The following is a 16,040-nucleotide window of genomic DNA, read 5'->3' as shown; positions in this document are numbered from 1 at the left end:
CGGCACAGGAGGAGAACGTGGTTTACTTAAATGCGAGGTAACTTATTGATTTAAATGGTGCCGATAATAGGAGTCGAACCTACGACCTTCGCATTACGAATGCGCTGCTCTACCAACTGAGCTATATCGGCCCTGAAAGGACATGTTCACGAACGTGAATCACGGTGGACAAGGTTAAAACTAACCGGGCGATGCGTCAATGGCCTTGTGAATCAAACGGCTACTTTTGCATCACCCGGTTTTATTTACGCACGAATGGTGTAATCACCAATGCCGATCCACTTGTAGGTGGTCAGTGCTTCCAGCCCCATTGGGCCGCGCGCGTGCAGTTTTTGTGTGCTTACCGCCACTTCCGCGCCCAGACCAAACTGGCCGCCGTCAGTAAAACGCGTAGACGCGTTAACGTAAACAGCGGACGAATCCACTTCGTTGACAAAACGCTGGGCGTTGCGCATATCGCGGGTCAGGATCGCATCGGAGTGTTGCGTGCCGTGTTCACGAATGTGGTCGATGGCATCGTCAAGATCGCTGACGATTTTGACGTTCAAATCTAATGACAGAAACTCATCGTCATACTCTTCAGCTTTAACAGCCACCGCCTTCGCGGGTCCTGCCTGCAACTGCGCCATTGCGCCAGCATCTGCGTGTAATGTCACGCCGCTTTCCGCCATTTGCTTGCTTAATGCGGGCAGGAAGCTATCAGCGATGTTTTGATTCACCAGCAACGTTTCTACCGTATTACACGTGCTCGGACGCTGAGTTTTCGCGTTGACGATCACTTTCAGGGCTTCAGCGATCTCTGCACTTTCATCAACGTAAATATGGCATACGCCTATACCGCCTGTGATCACCGGAATCGTCGACTGTTCGCGGCACAGCTTATGCAAACCAGCACCGCCGCGCGGGATCAGCATGTCGATATATTTATCCATACGCAGCATTTCACTGACCAACGCGCGGTCAGGATTATCAATTGCCTGTACTGCACCTGCCGGTAAACCGCAGGATTTCAGGGCGTCCTGAATCACCGCCACCGTTGCAGCGTTAGTGCGGCAGGTTTCTTTGCCGCCACGCAGGATCACCGCGTTACCCGTTTTCAGGCACAGCGAAGCGACATCAACCGTCACGTTCGGGCGCGCTTCATAAATCACGCCAATCACCCCCAACGGTACGCGACGACGCTCCAGACGCAGGCCGCAGTCCAGCACGCCACCATCAATCACCTGCCCCACCGGATCGGCGAGGTTGCATACCTGGCGCACATCATCGGCAATGCCTTTCAGCCGTGCGGGCGTCAGTGCCAGACGGTCAAGCATCGCTTCGCTAAGGCCATTGGCACGCGCGTCAGCAACATCCCGGGCGTTAGCGTTGAGGATGATTTCGCTTTGTGCTTCCAGTTCATCGGCGATCTTATCCAGCACGCGATTTTTTTCGCGGCTGGAGAGTTGCGCTAATTTATACGAGGCTTGCTTCGCGGCAATGCCCATTTGTTCCAGCATCAGCCTGCTCCTTAACGGGTAATCATGTCATCACGGTGAACGGCAACCGGGCCGTATTCATATCCCAGTATTGCATCAATTTCTTGCGAGTGGTGTCCGGCAATACGGCGTAATGCATCGCTGTTGTAACGACTGACGCCGTGGGCGATATCGCGACCTTCGAGATTGCAAATGCGGATGACTTCACCACGCGAGAAATTGCCAGTCACGCTTTTAATGCCTTTCGGCAACAGGGAGCTGCCGCGTTCAAGAATGGCGGCGGTTGCCCCTTCATCTACCGTGATTTCACCCGCAGGCGGCGCACCGAAAATCCAGCGTTTACGGTTTTCAAGCGGAGTCGCCTGAGCATGGAACAGCGTACCGACGGAAATGCCTTCCATCACATCACCAATGACGCCCGGCTTGCTGCCCGCGGCAATAATGGTGTCGATACCCGCACGGCAAGCCACGTCAGCGGCCTGCAATTTGGTACTCATGCCGCCAGTTCCGAGGCCTGAAACGCTGTCACCGGCAATCGCGCGCAGTGCGTCATCAATGCCGTAAACATCTTTAATCAGTTCTGCCTGCGGATTGCTGCGCGGGTCAGCGGTATACAAACCTTTTTGATCGGTCAGCAGCAACAGTTTATCGGCACCCGCCAGAATCGCCGCCAGCGCAGAAAGATTGTCGTTATCGCCGACTTTAATCTCTGCCGTAGCGACAGCATCGTTCTCATTGATTACTGGAACGATGTTGTTATCGAGCAGCGCACGCAGCGTATCGCGGGCGTTCAGGAAGCGTTCACGGTCTTCCATATCGGCACGGGTCAGCAGCATCTGCCCGACGTGAATGCCATAAATCGAAAACAGCTGTTCCCACAGTTGAATCAGTCGACTCTGCCCTACCGCCGCCAGCAGTTGTTTTGAGGCGATAGTCGCTGGCAGTTCCGGGTAACCCAGGTGCTCACGTCCGGCGGCAATCGCGCCCGACGTCACAATGACTATCCGATGCCCGGCGGCATGTAACTGCGCGCACTGGCGAACAAGTTCAACGATATGGGCACGGTTCAGGCGGCGCGATCCGCCTGTTAGCACACTGGTGCCGAGTTTTACCACCAGCGTCTGGCTGTCACTCATGATTCTCTGCCATTCAATTTTAGGAAAAATGATATCAAACGAACGTTTTAGCAGGACTGTCGCCGGTTGCCAACCATCTGCGAGCAAAGCATAGCGTTTTGTTGCGCGGGATCAGCAAGCGTAACGGCAGTTGTTTACGCTTTTATTACAGATTTAATAAATTAGCAAATTTTAAGAATATTATTAAGCTGTAATATATCTTTAACAATTTCACGTTAAAAACTTTCCTGTTTTCGACGGAACTCTCCCGAAGAATATTCGCGCGTTAATTAAAATCAGGAATGAAAATGAAAAAGAGCACTCTGGCATTAGTGATGATGGGCATTGTGGCATCTGCATCCGTACAGGCCGCAGAAGTATATAACAAAGACGGTAATAAACTGGATATTTATGGCAAAGTTAAAGCCATGCATTATATGAGTGATAATGACAGTAAAGATGGCGACCAGAGTTATATCCGCTTTGGTTTTAAAGGTGAAACACAAATTAACGATCAACTGACTGGTTATGGTCGTTGGGAAGCAGAGTTTGCTGGTAATAAAGCAGAGAGCGATACCGCACAGCAAAAAACACGTCTCGCTTTTGCCGGATTGAAATATAAAGATTTGGGTTCTTTCGATTATGGTCGTAACCTGGGCGCGCTGTATGACGTCGAAGCCTGGACCGATATGTTCCCGGAGTTTGGTGGCGACTCCTCGGCGCAGACCGACAACTTTATGACCAAACGCGCCAGCGGGCTGGCGACGTATCGTAACACCGACTTCTTCGGCGTTATCGATGGCTTGAATTTAACCTTGCAATATCAAGGGAAAAACGAAAACCGCGATGTGAAAAAGCAGAATGGCGATGGCTTCGGCACCTCGTTAACCTATGACTTCGGCGGCAGCGATTTCGCTATTAGTGGAGCCTATACCAACTCTGATCGCACCAACGAGCAAAACCTGCAAAGCCGTGGCACAGGCAAACACGCAGAAGCGTGGGCAACGGGTCTTAAATACGATGCCAATAATATTTACCTGGCCACCTTCTATTCTGAAACGCGTAAAATGACGCCAATCTCTGGCGGCTTTGCCAATAAGACGCAGAACTTTGAAGCGGTCGCACAATATCAATTCGACTTTGGTCTGCGTCCATCGCTAGGTTACGTCTTATCGAAAGGGAAAGATATTGAAGGCATCGGCGATGAAGATCTGGTCAATTACATCGATGTCGGTGCTACGTATTATTTCAACAAAAATATGTCAGCGTTTGTTGATTATAAAATTAATCAACTGGATAGCGATAATAAGCTGAATATCAACAATGATGATATTGTCGCGGTTGGGATGACGTATCAGTTTTAATGAATATTGCCGGATGCGGCGTGAACGCCCTATCCGGCCTACGAAAACCAATATTTCAGGCCGGAAGAGATGCTCAAACATCGCATCCGGCACATTTCACTCACGCCGTTAACTTCACCGGCTCATCGCGAAAATCATCCGCCGGTTCCAGCTTAAGATTCAGCGTCGTCAGCAATTCACGCAGCTTCTCATGAAACTCACGCAGGGTGTGCTCCAGTCGCTCAACCACTTCCGCATCTTTTACCTGAACACACGTCCAGTCACCTGCTTTATCAAACAGACCGAACTGGTAACTGTAGGTAAAACGGGATTCCTGCGCTTCCAGTTCCATCCACCAGCCCCAGAACTCACGCACTTCCGGCGCTGGTTTCACGTTGACGCATACAGCCAGACAATCGAAAAAGAATCGATTATCTTCGCACTTACCTTCACGAATATACGGGCCTAGTGCGGTAAATTTTTTGATCAATCTGCTTTTCGGGTGTCCACTCGGTAACGTCATTGCGATCTCCTGTTGTGATGCAACTGTTTTACCAAATTGACAAAATTTAGCAAATTTTTAACACAATCGCTTTTCGATCCAGTTGGTGATTTCCTGAAGCGCCTTGTCAAAATTCCGATACACGGGGTTAAACGGAATCTCTAACAATTTACCATCAGCAGATGACGACGTAATTAAGCGTGAATCCTCTTCCGGGCTGAACGGATCGTTCTTCCAGTACCCTGATAACATTGGCGTTGGGCAACGACGCCCCAGCAATCCTTGCACTTTTAATGAGTAGCGATTCAGCTCCACACGCAACGCTTCATCAGAAGCATCATGCATTCCCAAACGACTGGCCAGGACGTCAAGATACATTTCCGGCACCTGTTGCTGACACTTAAAGTCACTTAACAAGGTATGAACCACCGGGCCAAGACAGGCCACCGCTTTCAAACGTGATGCCTCGAGATAAGCCAGGCGTACAGCAACGTTAGCACCAAAACGGAAACCAAAGGCTGCGACGCGCGTGTGATCTACCCACGGCACGTTTGGCAACGCCTTTAAGACATGTTGGTGCAATAGGCTGGAATCCTGGGTGAGTTTCCATTTTGAGGAAAAACCGACCGAAGGCATATCAATAGTCAGCATCGCAATGCCGCGCGGTGCAAAATAGCGCTCATAAAGGGAGTAATAGTCTGTTTGCATCGCATCCAGACCACCACACATTAATACTGTCGGGAATGGGCCATCACCTTTTGGCATATGCAAAAAGCCAGTGATGGGCGCGCCCCCCGGAACGGTAAACTCCATTTGCCGCATTGTTCCAGGCAGACGTTGCGCAGCTTCTTCATACGCGCGATTTGACAACGCCTGTACCTGTTCAGCCAGATCATCGCCCTTCAAGTGAGGATAGGCGGCAATATTGTACAACGTAGCTGCGTGCAGCCAGTGACGCCCGCTGAGTTGCGGATCTTCTTCCGCACAGGCTTTCTGTTGCCACACCATCGCCTGGGTGGCCCACTCATAAATCCAGTTGCCGCCACGGTAGCCAATCACCGTATCGTATAAATCATTGTCGGTGCGTTCAGCATCGCTCATCACAATGCGCGCCTGGACGTCGAGGATTTCACGCGGATCAACACCGCGCCAGATCCACATCAGGCGGTTAATCATGCGATACCAATGAGGAATATTTTTGCCATCGAGGGCCGACTGCACCGACGGTTGCGCACCGTGGTTAAAACGGCGGACTAGCGTCGAGGTTTCAGGATGTTTAAAGCGGGGTTTGAACAGGGTTTCGCTCAAGTTAGCCTGTGTCATGGATGCAACCTCCAGGAATACTTACTGGAAGCTATTGTAACCTGCCTGACGTTAAAAAGAACAACGCCCGGCAGTGCCAGGCGTTGAAAAGATTAGCGACCGGAGATTGGCGGGACGAATACGACGCCCATATCCCACGGTTGTTCAATCCAGGTATCTTGTGGGATATCAACCACATAATCATCTACCAGAGGACGACCAGCCGGTTTCGCGAAGATAGTCACAAAGTGTGCTTTAGGATACATTTCACGAATCGCAACCGCAGTACCACCGGTATCTACCAGGTCATCAATGACGATAAAGCCTTCACCGTCACCTTCTGCGCGTTTCAGTACTTTCAGTTCGCGCTGGTTGTCGTGATCGTAGCTGGAAATACATACGGTATCGACATGACGAATACCCAGTTCACGCGCCAGTAACGCACCCGGTACCAGACCGCCACGGCTAACGGCAATAATGCCTTTCCATTGTTCAGAAGGCATCAGGCGGCTTGCCAGTTTACGTGCATGGATCTGCAACATGTCCCAGGTGACGATGTATTTTTCGCTCATGTGAAGTGTCCCAGCCTGTTTATCTACGGCTTAAAAAGTGTTCGAGGGGAAAATAGGTTGCGCGAGATTATAGAGATCTGGCGCACTAAAAACCAGTATTTCACATAAGTCCGCGTCTTTTTACGCACTGCTACTACCTGTCGCTAGATAAAGTGGTATTCTCAAACATATCTCGCAAGCCTGACTTGTGCTGACAACATTTTCTGCTAACCCTGTGACCTGCAATACTGTTTTGCGGGTGATCGACAAGGAGACTTAACGTGTCTGAACTGTCTCAATTATCTCCACAGCCGCTGTGGGATATTTTTGCAAAAATCTGTTCTATTCCTCACCCGTCCTATCATGAAGAGCAACTCGCTGAATACATTGTAGGTTGGGCAAAAGAAAAAGGTTTCCACGTCGAACGCGATCAAGTGGGGAATATCCTGATTCGTAAACCTGCCACCGCAGGTATGGAAAACCGTAAACCGGTTGTCCTGCAGGCTCACCTCGATATGGTGCCGCAAAAAAACAACGACACCGTGCACGACTTCACCAAAGATCCTATCCAGCCCTATATTGATGGCGAATGGGTTAAAGCGCGCGGCACCACGCTGGGTGCAGATAACGGCATTGGTATGGCGTCTGCGCTGGCGGTTCTGGCTGACGAAAACGTGGTTCACGGCCCGCTGGAAGTGCTGCTGACTATGACCGAAGAAGCCGGTATGGACGGCGCATTCGGTTTACAAAGCAACTGGTTGCAGGCTGACATTCTGATTAACACCGACTCCGAAGAAGAAGGTGAAATCTATATGGGATGTGCGGGGGGTATCGACTTCACCTCCAACCTGCATTTAGATCGTGAAGCGGTTCCAGCTGGCTTTGAAACCTTCAAGTTAACCTTAAAAGGTCTGAAAGGCGGTCACTCTGGTGGCGAAATCCACGTTGGCCTGGGTAACGCGAACAAACTGCTGGTTCGCTTCCTGGCGGGTCATGCAGAAGAACTGGACCTGCGTCTTATCGATTTCAACGGCGGCACACTGCGTAACGCCATCCCGCGTGAAGCCTTTGCGACCATTGCTGTCGCAGCTGATAAAGTCGACGCACTGAAATCTCTGGTGAATACCTATCAGGACATCCTGAAAAACGAACTGGCAGAGAAAGAGAAAAACCTGGCCTTGTTGCTGGACTCTGTTGCGAACGATAAAGCTGCCCTGATTGCGAAATCTCGCGATACCTTTATTCGTCTGCTGAACGCCACCCCGAACGGTGTGATTCGTAACTCCGATGTAGCCAAAGGCGTGGTTGAAACCTCCCTGAACGTCGGTGTGGTGACAATGACCGACAACAACGTAGAAATTCACTGCCTGATCCGTTCTCTGATCGACAGTGGTAAAGACTACGTGGTGAGCATGCTGGATTCGCTGGGTAAACTGGCTGGCGCGAAAACCGAAGCGAAAGGCGCATATCCTGGCTGGCAGCCGGACGCTAATTCTCCGGTGATGCATCTGGTACGTGAAACCTATCAGCGTCTGTTCAACAAGACGCCGAACATCCAGATTATCCACGCGGGCCTGGAATGTGGTCTGTTTAAAAAACCGTATCCGGAAATGGACATGGTTTCTATCGGGCCGACTATCACCGGTCCACACTCTCCGGATGAGCAAGTTCATATCGAAAGCGTTGGTCATTACTGGACGCTTCTGACTGAACTGCTGAAAGAAATTCCTGCGAAGTAATTATTTGATTTACTGCCGGATGGCGTTTAATCACCTTCCGGCAGTTTCATCCTTCATTACCCTTCGATAAATGCCATCCCTGTAAATGTCCGTCGCGGGTTGCCACGTTCAATCTGGTGATGGAACATTCGCCGCTGTGATTTCAGCGTCGCGCTATTTTCCTGTTGTTGTTGCTCCAGCTTCCAGGCAATCAGCAATCGCGCCAGCCGTTTGTTAGCATGCTGGCTGCGCTCTGACTGAACCTTCACGCTAATCCCGGTTGCCAGATGCGTGGCACGCACCGCAGAGTCGGTTTTATTGACATGTTGACCGCCCGGCCCCGACGAACGCAGCGTCTCATACCGGATCGCATCGGATTGCTCTTGTTCATCAGCAGCAAAACGCCCAATGCCCAGAAACCAGTTTTTGCGCCCATGATGAGGCCGATACGGACTCGGACAAATCCACTGAATAGTGCCACACCAGCTTTCGCTTAATGCCCATGCGTTGTCACCATCCAGAGAAACCAGCGCCGAACGCAGCGTGTCAGAGTAGCGGCCCGTTTCTGTTTCCAGCACCGTTACCGCGACGTCTTGTCGGGTAGCTTCTTTAATCAACCTGTCCAGCGCCTTTTTCACTGCGAGACAACATTCTTCCGGCCCCTGAGCTGAGGAGAGTTGTAGCAAGATCATCCTTTTTTCCCTCCACTGTTTTTGAGCGTTAGCACCGGACGCAGCCGCGCGACAGGATTAATTAAACCGGCCTGCACCAGACATTGCACCACGCTTTCTGCCGATTTATAGGCTTGTGGCGCTTCTTCGAAGATGAGTTGTTTATCGCGACAAATTACCCGACTGCCAAGCTCAGTACGCGAGAGTTGCGTCGCCGTGTATTTCGCTGCCAGACGCCCTTTACACTCGGTGCGCCCCCATTTACGCCCTGCCCCATGCGCCAGCGAGTGGAGCGTTTTTTCGTTCGCAACAGGCTGTACAAGCCAGGAGTAATCACCGCGTGACCCCGGGATAACCACCAGACCGTTGTCATCCGGCGTGGCACCTTTACGATGCAACCAACCTTGTTGATCGCCGATTTGACACGCGCTAACAAAGTTATGCGCCACATCCAGAACCGGACTTCCGGTGACCTTAACTTGTTGCATTATGCGCAAAGCGATCAGCTGGCGATTAATACGCGCAAACGCCAGCGCATCGTCATGTTCCGCAATATACCGTAGCGCGTCGTCACAGCCTTCTGGCAAACCATGATGCGAAAACGAGGCAATATGCCGCTGTAAAATAGACTGCCCCAACCCCCTCGAGCCGCTATGAACCAGCAGTTGCAGATGCTGCGCATCCAGACCTGCCAGTGCAAGCAGTTCAGCGTCGATGATTTGATCAACTTGTTGCAGTTCTGCGAAGTGGTTACCGCCACCGATAGAGCCAAGCGAGCTGCGCCACGGATGCTGTGCAAACGCTGACGGAAGGTTTTCCTCCAGCCAGCTTTCTTCAGCAACGTCATCCAAAGCTGATAATCGCTTTTCAAACTTATCGGCGTTGTATTTGCGAGCGAGAATATCTGTTTGCCATAGCGCCATGCCGCAGCCGATATCATTGCCGACCAGTGCCGGGTAAAAACGACCAACGGAGAAGAATGCTGCGCCAATCGGGTAGCCGCGTCCGGGGTGTAAATCTGGCATCCCTACTACGCGCTGCATGTTGGGTAAATTTGCCGTGGAGTGTAATTGTTGGATCGCTGAACTCTCGATCCACAGGTCATCAGATGCGATGGTAAATACCGCATCGGATAAGGGACGAATATAATTGCCCATATACCATTCCGTAAATAGACTCGTCATACTTCAAGTTGCATGTGCTGCGACTCGAATTATTGAGAGTAACAATTAAAAAATCAGGAAATGGCAGACGAATCCAGGGCAAAAAAAAAGAATTAATCCTGGAAAGGTCTGCAAAGAGTCATTGATAAAGGATTTGTCATGATTTACCTCCTTGCAGTTTGTGGAATAAGAAAACGCGCACATACTAGGCGGGCGTTATTTTCATTGCAAGCTGGATTTAATGTTGCTGTTTATATCGCATATAAAAATTAGTAAACCACTCTCCCCGGCATTCAACGCGCTGCTGCTTAACTGTCTGAAAACCATAACGTTCAAAAAAGGGTTTTGCGGTTATGCTGGCATCCACCGTAAGTTCGGATTCAGACTTAATCAAAGGTTTTAACAAAGCGCTGGCGACACCGCGGCGGGTGTATTCAGGGTCAACAAATAACATATCGATATAATGTTCAATGCGGGAAATAAAACCAACCGGTTGTGCATTAATGACTGCAACCCGCACTTGTGATTTCGCGAGTTTCTCCTTCCAGCGAGATTCGTCAATCTGCGCCCAGGCGGCAATTTGTTGCGGTGAATAATGCTGACTGGCTGTCATCGTAACCGCTCTAATGAAAATAGCGCATAGTTGCTGAAAATCGCCAGGCTGATAGTTTCTTATTTGTATGTTATTCATAATCCCAGCACCAGTTGTCTTTCCATTTGCGGGTCAAGCAACGTCACATGCAGCCCCACCAGCCGTACACCGCGCCCGCCGCGGCGTTCATCCCAGGTTTTACGCGCGGTGGCGATTAGGTCAGCTTTATTCAAACGCGGCCAGACGTGCTCTTGAGTGGTTTGCTGAAAATCGTCGAACTTTAATTTCACCCCCTGGCGAGCAATCAGTAAATCAGGTTTTACCTTTGCCAGACGGCGTTCAAGTTCCGGATACAGCCGCTCGATAATCGCTTCACATTCAGACCAGTGATGAATATCTTCCGCCATCGTGCGTTCCACGCCGACGGATTTTCGTAACCGTTCGCTGTTAACGTCGCGCTCGTCAATCCCCTGACTACGCTCCCACAAAATGCGGCCAAATTTGCCAAAGCGTTTAAGCAGAATCACCAGATCACACTTTTGCACATCACCGCAGGTCCGTAGCCCCATCGCTTCCAGTTTTGCCGCCGAGACTTTGCCGACGCCGGGAATTTTTGCCAGCGGCAAGGTTTGCAGAAATGCCGGAACTTCTGTCGGCGTAATCACAAACTGGCCGTTGGGTTTGTTCATGTCAGAGGCGATTTTGGCGAGAAACTTTACCGGCGCAACGCCCGCAGACGCCGTCAGTTGCAGCTCGTTAAAAATCGTCTGGCGGATTTCCCGGGCGATGAGGGTCGCAGAACCGTGGCAATGCACGCTGTCGGTGACATCAAGATAGGCTTCATCCAGTGACAACGGTTCAATGCGCGAGGTGTAGCGCGAGAAGATTTCGCGGATGTGATTTGAGGCTTCTTTGTAGGCGTCAAAGCGCCCCGGAAGCAAGGTGAGATGCGGGCATAATTTGAGCGCCATGCCAGTCGGCATCGCGCTGCGTACACCAAATTTACGCGCGGGATAATTGGCGGTGCTGATCACCCCCCGACGTTCGCGGCTGCCGCCAATAGCAATAGGGATATCGCGCAGGGCGGGATTGTCGCGCATCTCCACCGCTGCGAAAAAGCAGTCCATATCCACATGAATGATTTTACGCATTGCTCACCTCTCAACACTGGTAAAGTATACAGTGATTTCAGGGTTTGAGAAATGCGTAAAGATTCAGCATTTAACGCGTTCGCTGCGAAAGCACCTGCTGCTTATCCAGCTTTTGCACCAGGGGCTGCACCACTTTATCCCCATGCTGACCAAAGTATTGATACAGCGTATCGGACGCGCTTTTAGTCAGCACCATAATCTCGATGCGCCGATTACCCGCACTTTGCGGATTTTTGGCATCCAGCAGCATCTGGTCCGCCATTGCGCTCACCTGCATCACTTTATCTTCCGGCATTCCGGCCTCTTCCAGCACCCGACGGGCCGAAAGCGCGCGATCGCCCGAAAGGTTCCAGTTGTTGTAGATATTGCTTTTGTAGGCCATCGCATCAGTATGCCCGGTAATAATAATTTTGTTATCGAGCGAGTCGAACACTGGCGCTAACTCCACCAGTAGCGTTTTAAAGAACGGCATAATCTTCGCGCTGCCGCGTTCAAACATATTGCGGTTCTGGTCGTCTTTAATCAGTACGCGTAATCCCTGGGGAACAATTTCCATCTCCAGATTCGCTTCCATATGCGCATCACGGGCAATGGTGTTGATACTGGTTGCCAGCTCACCAAGCTCGGTGGCAGATTTCTTCTTCAGCAGCGCCGTTTTCTCATTTACATCGCGTGCTTTTTTCTCGGTTTCTTCCGGCACCGCCACGGTGGTCGGTTTCGGCGGATGAGTCGGGCTTATTTTATTTAACGGCGACAGCCCGCCACCGTTGAAGATCGACTGCCCATGCAACGCCGCCATAATGCTTTCACGCTCGGATTTACTGACGCTATTCACAATCCACAGGGTCATAAACAGCGCCATCATCGCCAGGGTAAAGTCGGCGAATGCCACCTTCCACGCCCCGCCGTGATGCCCGGCATGATTCTTTTTGATCTGCCGCCGGACGATGGTGGTTTTTGCCCCACGCTCGCGGCGGTTACCCGTCTTTCTCATGCTTATTCTTGCTCCAGCATCGCATTGACCCACGCGTCGAGGTTGGCGAAGGTCGGTTTGGACGCCAGATGCAGCAGCTTACGCCCGGCGTCCACCGCCAGCAGCGTCGGCTTGCCGCCAGCCTGAGCAACCAACACGGTACGTACACACTCCAGCAGCGAATGTTCCGCCCGCGCCTGCTGTTCCATGGCGTTGGCGAGCGGATCCATCAGGCAGTAGCAGATAAATACGCCTAAAAACGTCCCTACCAGCGCTGCCGCCACTTTCAGGCCAATCAGGGCGATAGAACCATCGATTGACTGCATGGTGATGATGATGCCCAGCACCGCCGCGCAAATACCAAATCCCGGCATCGCTTCGGCAGTACGTTGCAGCGAGCGCGATGGCGTTAACAGCGACTCTTCAGCCGTGTCCAGCTCCTGATCGAGAATGCCTTCCAGTTCATGAGCGTCAATCTTGCCCATCGCCATCAGGCGAAAGTTATCGGCGATAAAGGTCACCAGCCGTTTCTGAGTTAACACCAGCGGGTATTTCTGGAAAACGGTGCTCTCTTCCGGCTGCTCAATATGCTGATCCAACATCCGCAGACCGCCGTTTTGTACCATTTCGAGCAATTCATACAGGCACATTAATAGCTGACGCTGAAACTCCGGCCCGAGCTGTTTTTTACTGATTACGCCTTTAATTTGATGGGCAATCTCTTTCAGCACATGTTTCGGGTTACCAATAATCATCGCCCCGAAACCAGCACCTAAAATAATAACTATCTCTGCAGGCTGCCAGATAGCAATTAATTGCCCGCCCGCTTCAAAATACCCGCCGAATACGCAGCCGAGCACTACCAGTAAACCTAATATTTTTTGCATGATTTTTTCACTTTAATTCGGATAGACAAAATCACGAATTTTCTGCGCGATCTGTTTATTCAATTGACAAATTCGGGCCTCAGTTAGCCCTAATACCAGCGCAATCTCTTTGAGATTCATCTCATGCTGGTAATACATGGAGAGGATCAGTTGCTCTTTTTCGCTTAATTGTGAAAGCGCCTGTTGCAACATTTGCTGGGTGACAAACTGATCTTCCAGTTCCCGGCCAGCAAGCGGAATGCCTGGCCCTTCGCCGTTCAGCAGTTCGTCAAGGCTGGCGAGCGTTTCCGCCCCTTCCAGTTGCTGATATTCGAGATAATCTTCATGCGAGATCCCTTCCACGGCCAGTTCTGACCACTCAGGCTCGTGTCCCAGTTTTTTACGCGTTTCGCGAATCAGGTCTTTCATCTGATGATATTTCTGCCGCAGCTGGCGCGGCCGCCAGTCGAGTGCGCGCAATTCATCGAGGATCGCCCCGCGAATACGATGCACGGCATAGCCCGCAAAACCTTCGTCCGGCAGCCCGTAGCGGCGAATGGCGTTAAGCAGCCCTATTAACGCCGTTTGTTCCATATCCTGACGATCAATAATGCAATTACACTGCGGGGCAAGTTGCCGCACCACTTTACGCACCAACGGCAAATAGGCCTGCAAATAATGACTCTCCTGCTGCGGGGTTAATACCGGCGCGGCAGCAAATTCTTCTGACTCGAATACGTCCTGTAGCATGTTTATATCCGCCTGGTGATTACTGGAAGACCACTTTTTTCACCAGCAAATCCTTATACGGTGCGCTCATTTTGCGACGCTGAAGATCTTTTTTCAGCGCGTCAGAAATCAGTTTGCGGATGGCGGATATTTTCATGCCGCGCAAATCTTCAAATTTCATTTCCGTCAGGCATTCAACCGCAATACTTTGATACAGCGGATCCTGATGTTTTATTTTTTCCGCTTCTTTGTCACTGGCGACCACCATCACTAATTCTGCCGACAAATAATGGTCAGCGCCGTTATTGTCATGCAGCGTGACAATGGTTTCCGGCAAGGTCACAAATACGCTTTTGCTCTCATCCAGGGTTTCCACCGACTCCGCCCGCGCGACGGCAGTCGGTTTTCCCTTTCCGGCATAATGATGCCAGACTCCCCATCCTGCTCCGGCCCCCACCACCAACGCCAGAACGGCGCTGACCACGCCCGCCACCACGATTTTCTTCATATTGCCTTTACACTTTGATCAAAACGGATTCGTTCTGTTGAAATTGAGGCGCATCGTCAAGAAGTAAGGCTGCACTCACCTCTTCCTGCTGATGGCCCGACTGTTGTTGCTGTTGCGACTGCCCTTCGGAGGAGACCTGTACGTTCACCTCCATAAAATTTTGCGCCGTCAGATGTTGTCGGAGATCGTCGCTAAACTGCTGTAACGCGCGGCAGACCTCACTTTGGTTCGCGCCGATGTGCACTGTCAGTTTACCGTTGTCGAGTTGCACGGCGATCTCGAGCTTGCCAAGCGACGGAGGATCAAGGCGGATGGTGGAGATCTGCTGCTGTTTGTTGAGCTGAAAGTGGATCTGATCTTTCAGCAAGATCGTCAGTTTTTCGCCCAGTTCATCCATCGATAGCGTGACAGGTTTGGCGACGATCTCGTGAGGCTCGCTGACCTGCTCCGGCGTCTTAACCTGCAACACCGCACGTGCAATAACCGGCTCGCTGTCCGGCACTTTTTCCGTTTTACGCTCGACCTGCGGTCGCGCGGTCACACGGGTTAGTTCAGGTTTCGGGCGAGCTGGCTGTGTTGAGACGCGCGGCTGCGTCGGCGCAATGGCATGTAAATCTTCACTGGCGTAAGTCGCTAGTCTGGCCTGCTGTTCGGGTTTCGCCTGCGGCAACTGACTGATCAGTTCCTGCAACTGCGGCGGCAACGGCGTGAGTTCCTGCTGTTGCGTCGGGCGTTGCGGCGCGTTTTGCACCACCGCTTTCGTCAATTGCTGGATAACCGGCGATGTTGCGACGTTTCGCGGCTGCGGCGTGTCCTGATGCGGCGCGGCAGGTTGCGGAAGTAACAGTGCCATTAGCGCCTGCATCGCCACCGGATCGTTCTCCTGCGGGCGCATCGCCTGTTGCTGACTGGTTTTAGCGCTATGCACGCGCTCCGCCACCGCCGCGACGGCCATTTTCGGCAGCGTAAACGCGGGTGCGTTTTCCCCGCTCACTGGCGGTAAGATGTCCGTTTTCAGCGACGCCGTTTCCGCAAGCGTTCCGAGCGTGGCAAGCAATGTCGGATTCATGACTTCTCCGAAAATAAATTAACAATTGAGTAGGCCAGTACGCCTTCCTGATGTCGCTGATGCTGCTCCATGCGCGCCTTTAACACATCTACGCGCTGCTCGCGCCGTTTAATCAGGGTATTAAACGCGCCGTACAGTTGCACCTTCACCGCATCCAACTGCGCCACATCGGTTTCTGCCGTCGCGTAGTCATGAAACTGGCGCATCAACTGCTGATGCAGCGCCGGAAGGCGTCTCCAGCGTTGTTTATCCAGCGCCTCATTCATCGCCTCAACCAGCGCGAAAAGTTGCCTGCGTTGTTTTTCCATC

At 51.6% G+C, this 16,040-nt stretch carries 17 protein-coding genes and 1 tRNA gene; 2 read left to right on the top strand and 16 right to left on the bottom strand.

Annotated elements, in window-relative coordinates; genetic code table 11:
- Positions 1–55: 55 nt before the first annotated feature.
- The 3 genes from FEM44_RS16050 to proB all read right to left on the bottom strand — a co-directional run bounded on the left by FEM44_RS16050 (position 56) and on the right by proB (position 2,614).
- Positions 56–131: transfer RNA gene (locus FEM44_RS16050), tRNA-Thr, on the bottom strand.
- Positions 132–245: 114 nt separating this feature from the next.
- Positions 246–1,499 (bottom strand): glutamate-5-semialdehyde dehydrogenase, encoded by a 1,254-nt coding sequence (proA, locus tag FEM44_RS16045; RefSeq protein ID WP_135523212.1) that lies wholly within the window; start codon positions 1,497–1,499, stop codon positions 246–248.
- An 11-nt stretch (positions 1,500–1,510) separates the two neighbouring features.
- Positions 1,511–2,614, bottom strand: coding sequence for a glutamate 5-kinase (gene proB, locus FEM44_RS16040; protein ID WP_001285288.1), 1,104 nt, complete (start codon positions 2,612–2,614; stop codon positions 1,511–1,513).
- A 287-nt stretch (positions 2,615–2,901) separates the two neighbouring features.
- On the opposite strand from proB, the gene phoE reads away from it, so the two are divergent.
- Positions 2,902–3,957: a phosphoporin PhoE gene (gene phoE / locus FEM44_RS16035; protein WP_135523213.1), complete on the top strand. Its 1,056-nt coding sequence runs from the start codon at positions 2,902–2,904 to the stop codon at positions 3,955–3,957.
- Between the two features lie 100 nt (positions 3,958–4,057).
- On the opposite strand, the gene crl is transcribed toward phoE, so the two are convergent.
- From crl to gpt, 3 genes are all read right to left on the bottom strand, one after another.
- A complete protein-coding gene (gene crl / locus FEM44_RS16030) occupies positions 4,058–4,459 on the bottom strand; it encodes a sigma factor-binding protein Crl (RefSeq protein WP_135523214.1) in 402 nt (133 codons plus the stop codon).
- Positions 4,460–4,516: 57 nt separating this feature from the next.
- Positions 4,517–5,761: an esterase FrsA gene (frsA, locus tag FEM44_RS16025; protein ID WP_135518733.1), complete on the bottom strand. Its 1,245-nt coding sequence runs from the start codon at positions 5,759–5,761 to the stop codon at positions 4,517–4,519.
- A gap of 92 nt (positions 5,762–5,853) precedes the next feature.
- Positions 5,854–6,312 carry a xanthine phosphoribosyltransferase gene (gene gpt, locus FEM44_RS16020; RefSeq protein WP_001291990.1) on the bottom strand — a complete coding sequence of 153 codons (459 nt, stop codon included), beginning with the start codon at positions 6,310–6,312 and terminating at the stop codon, positions 5,854–5,856.
- 260 nt (positions 6,313–6,572) lie between these two features.
- Here gpt and pepD point away from each other — a divergent pair, with 260 nt between their 5' ends.
- Complete coding sequence (pepD, locus tag FEM44_RS16015; RefSeq protein ID WP_001293002.1) at positions 6,573–8,030, top strand: cytosol nonspecific dipeptidase; 1,458 nt, start codon at positions 6,573–6,575, stop codon at positions 8,028–8,030.
- Between the two features lie 56 nt (positions 8,031–8,086).
- Here the strand turns inward: pepD and prfH are convergent, their stop codons facing one another.
- From prfH to FEM44_RS15965, 10 genes are all read right to left on the bottom strand, one after another.
- Positions 8,087–8,701 carry a peptide chain release factor H gene (gene prfH, locus FEM44_RS16010; protein ID WP_135523215.1) on the bottom strand — a complete coding sequence of 205 codons (615 nt, stop codon included), beginning with the start codon at positions 8,699–8,701 and terminating at the stop codon, positions 8,087–8,089.
- Positions 8,698–9,837 carry an RNA ligase RtcB family protein gene (locus FEM44_RS16005; protein ID WP_171022605.1) on the bottom strand — a complete coding sequence of 380 codons (1,140 nt, stop codon included), beginning with the start codon at positions 9,835–9,837 and terminating at the stop codon, positions 8,698–8,700. Before FEM44_RS16005 ends, prfH begins: the two co-directional genes overlap by 4 nt.
- 244 nt (positions 9,838–10,081) lie before the next feature.
- Positions 10,082–10,534, bottom strand: coding sequence for a GNAT family N-acetyltransferase (locus FEM44_RS16000; RefSeq protein ID WP_135523218.1), 453 nt, complete (start codon positions 10,532–10,534; stop codon positions 10,082–10,084).
- Positions 10,531–11,586, bottom strand: coding sequence for a DNA polymerase IV (gene dinB, locus FEM44_RS15995; protein WP_135523219.1), 1,056 nt, complete (start codon positions 11,584–11,586; stop codon positions 10,531–10,533). Before dinB ends, FEM44_RS16000 begins: the two co-directional genes overlap by 4 nt.
- Positions 11,587–11,656: 70 nt before the next feature.
- Complete coding sequence (gene lafU / locus FEM44_RS15990; RefSeq protein WP_138159081.1) at positions 11,657–12,580, bottom strand: putative lateral flagellar export/assembly protein LafU; 924 nt, start codon at positions 12,578–12,580, stop codon at positions 11,657–11,659.
- A gap of 2 nt (positions 12,581–12,582) precedes the next feature.
- Positions 12,583–13,446 (bottom strand): flagellar motor stator protein MotA, encoded by an 864-nt coding sequence (motA, locus tag FEM44_RS15985; RefSeq protein ID WP_064530473.1) that lies wholly within the window; start codon positions 13,444–13,446, stop codon positions 12,583–12,585.
- 12 nt (positions 13,447–13,458) lie between these two features.
- The gene (locus FEM44_RS15980) at positions 13,459–14,175 is read right to left on the bottom strand and encodes a FliA/WhiG family RNA polymerase sigma factor (RefSeq protein ID WP_135523222.1); all 717 of its coding nucleotides are present in this window, start codon (positions 14,173–14,175) and stop codon (positions 13,459–13,461) included.
- Positions 14,176–14,194: 19 nt separating this feature from the next.
- On the bottom strand, positions 14,195–14,662 hold the full coding sequence (locus tag FEM44_RS15975; RefSeq protein WP_135523223.1) for a flagellar basal body-associated FliL family protein: 468 nt from the start codon (positions 14,660–14,662) through the stop codon (positions 14,195–14,197).
- A 7-nt stretch (positions 14,663–14,669) separates the two neighbouring features.
- Positions 14,670–15,731, bottom strand: coding sequence for a flagellar hook-length control protein FliK (locus tag FEM44_RS15970; protein ID WP_135523224.1), 1,062 nt, complete (start codon positions 15,729–15,731; stop codon positions 14,670–14,672).
- Positions 15,728–16,039, bottom strand: a complete 312-nt coding sequence (locus tag FEM44_RS15965; protein ID WP_135523225.1) for a flagellar protein FliT — start codon at positions 16,037–16,039, stop codon at positions 15,728–15,730. The genes FEM44_RS15970 and FEM44_RS15965 overlap by 4 nt, the downstream gene beginning before the upstream one ends.
- Position 16,040 lies beyond the last annotated feature (1 nt).

The organism is Escherichia sp. E4742, from assembly GCF_005843885.1.
Lineage (GTDB): Bacteria > Pseudomonadota > Gammaproteobacteria > Enterobacterales > Enterobacteriaceae > Escherichia.
This window is presented reverse-complemented; position numbering and strand designations above follow the sequence as displayed.

Excerpts from the sequence above, each read along its gene's own strand:
- FEM44_RS15970 (WP_135523224.1), bottom strand. The coding sequence starts at position 15,731 with ATGAATCCGACATTGCTTGCCACGCTCGGAACGCTTGCGGAAACGGCG.
- lafU (WP_138159081.1), bottom strand. The coding sequence starts at position 12,580 with ATGAGAAAGACGGGTAACCGCCGCGAGCGTGGGGCAAAAACCACCATC.
- prfH (WP_135523215.1), bottom strand. The coding sequence starts at position 8,701 with ATGATCTTGCTACAACTCTCCTCAGCTCAGGGGCCGGAAGAATGTTGT.
- gpt (WP_001291990.1), bottom strand. The coding sequence starts at position 6,312 with ATGAGCGAAAAATACATCGTCACCTGGGACATGTTGCAGATCCATGCA.
- FEM44_RS15975 (WP_135523223.1), bottom strand. The coding sequence starts at position 14,662 with ATGAAGAAAATCGTGGTGGCGGGCGTGGTCAGCGCCGTTCTGGCGTTG.
- proA (WP_135523212.1), bottom strand. The coding sequence starts at position 1,499 with ATGCTGGAACAAATGGGCATTGCCGCGAAGCAAGCCTCGTATAAATTA.
- crl (WP_135523214.1), bottom strand. The coding sequence starts at position 4,459 with ATGACGTTACCGAGTGGACACCCGAAAAGCAGATTGATCAAAAAATTT.
- FEM44_RS15980 (WP_135523222.1), bottom strand. The coding sequence starts at position 14,175 with ATGCTACAGGACGTATTCGAGTCAGAAGAATTTGCTGCCGCGCCGGTA.
- frsA (WP_135518733.1), bottom strand. The coding sequence starts at position 5,761 with ATGACACAGGCTAACTTGAGCGAAACCCTGTTCAAACCCCGCTTTAAA.
- FEM44_RS16000 (WP_135523218.1), bottom strand. The coding sequence starts at position 10,534 with ATGAATAACATACAAATAAGAAACTATCAGCCTGGCGATTTTCAGCAA.
- motA (WP_064530473.1), bottom strand. The coding sequence starts at position 13,446 with ATGCAAAAAATATTAGGTTTACTGGTAGTGCTCGGCTGCGTATTCGGC.
- FEM44_RS15965 (WP_135523225.1), bottom strand. The coding sequence starts at position 16,039 with ATGGAAAAACAACGCAGGCAACTTTTCGCGCTGGTTGAGGCGATGAAT.
- FEM44_RS16005 (WP_171022605.1), bottom strand. The coding sequence starts at position 9,837 with ATGGGCAATTATATTCGTCCCTTATCCGATGCGGTATTTACCATCGCA.
- dinB (WP_135523219.1), bottom strand. The coding sequence starts at position 11,586 with ATGCGTAAAATCATTCATGTGGATATGGACTGCTTTTTCGCAGCGGTG.
- proB (WP_001285288.1), bottom strand. The coding sequence starts at position 2,614 with ATGAGTGACAGCCAGACGCTGGTGGTAAAACTCGGCACCAGTGTGCTA.
- phoE (WP_135523213.1), top strand. The coding sequence starts at position 2,902 with ATGAAAAAGAGCACTCTGGCATTAGTGATGATGGGCATTGTGGCATCT.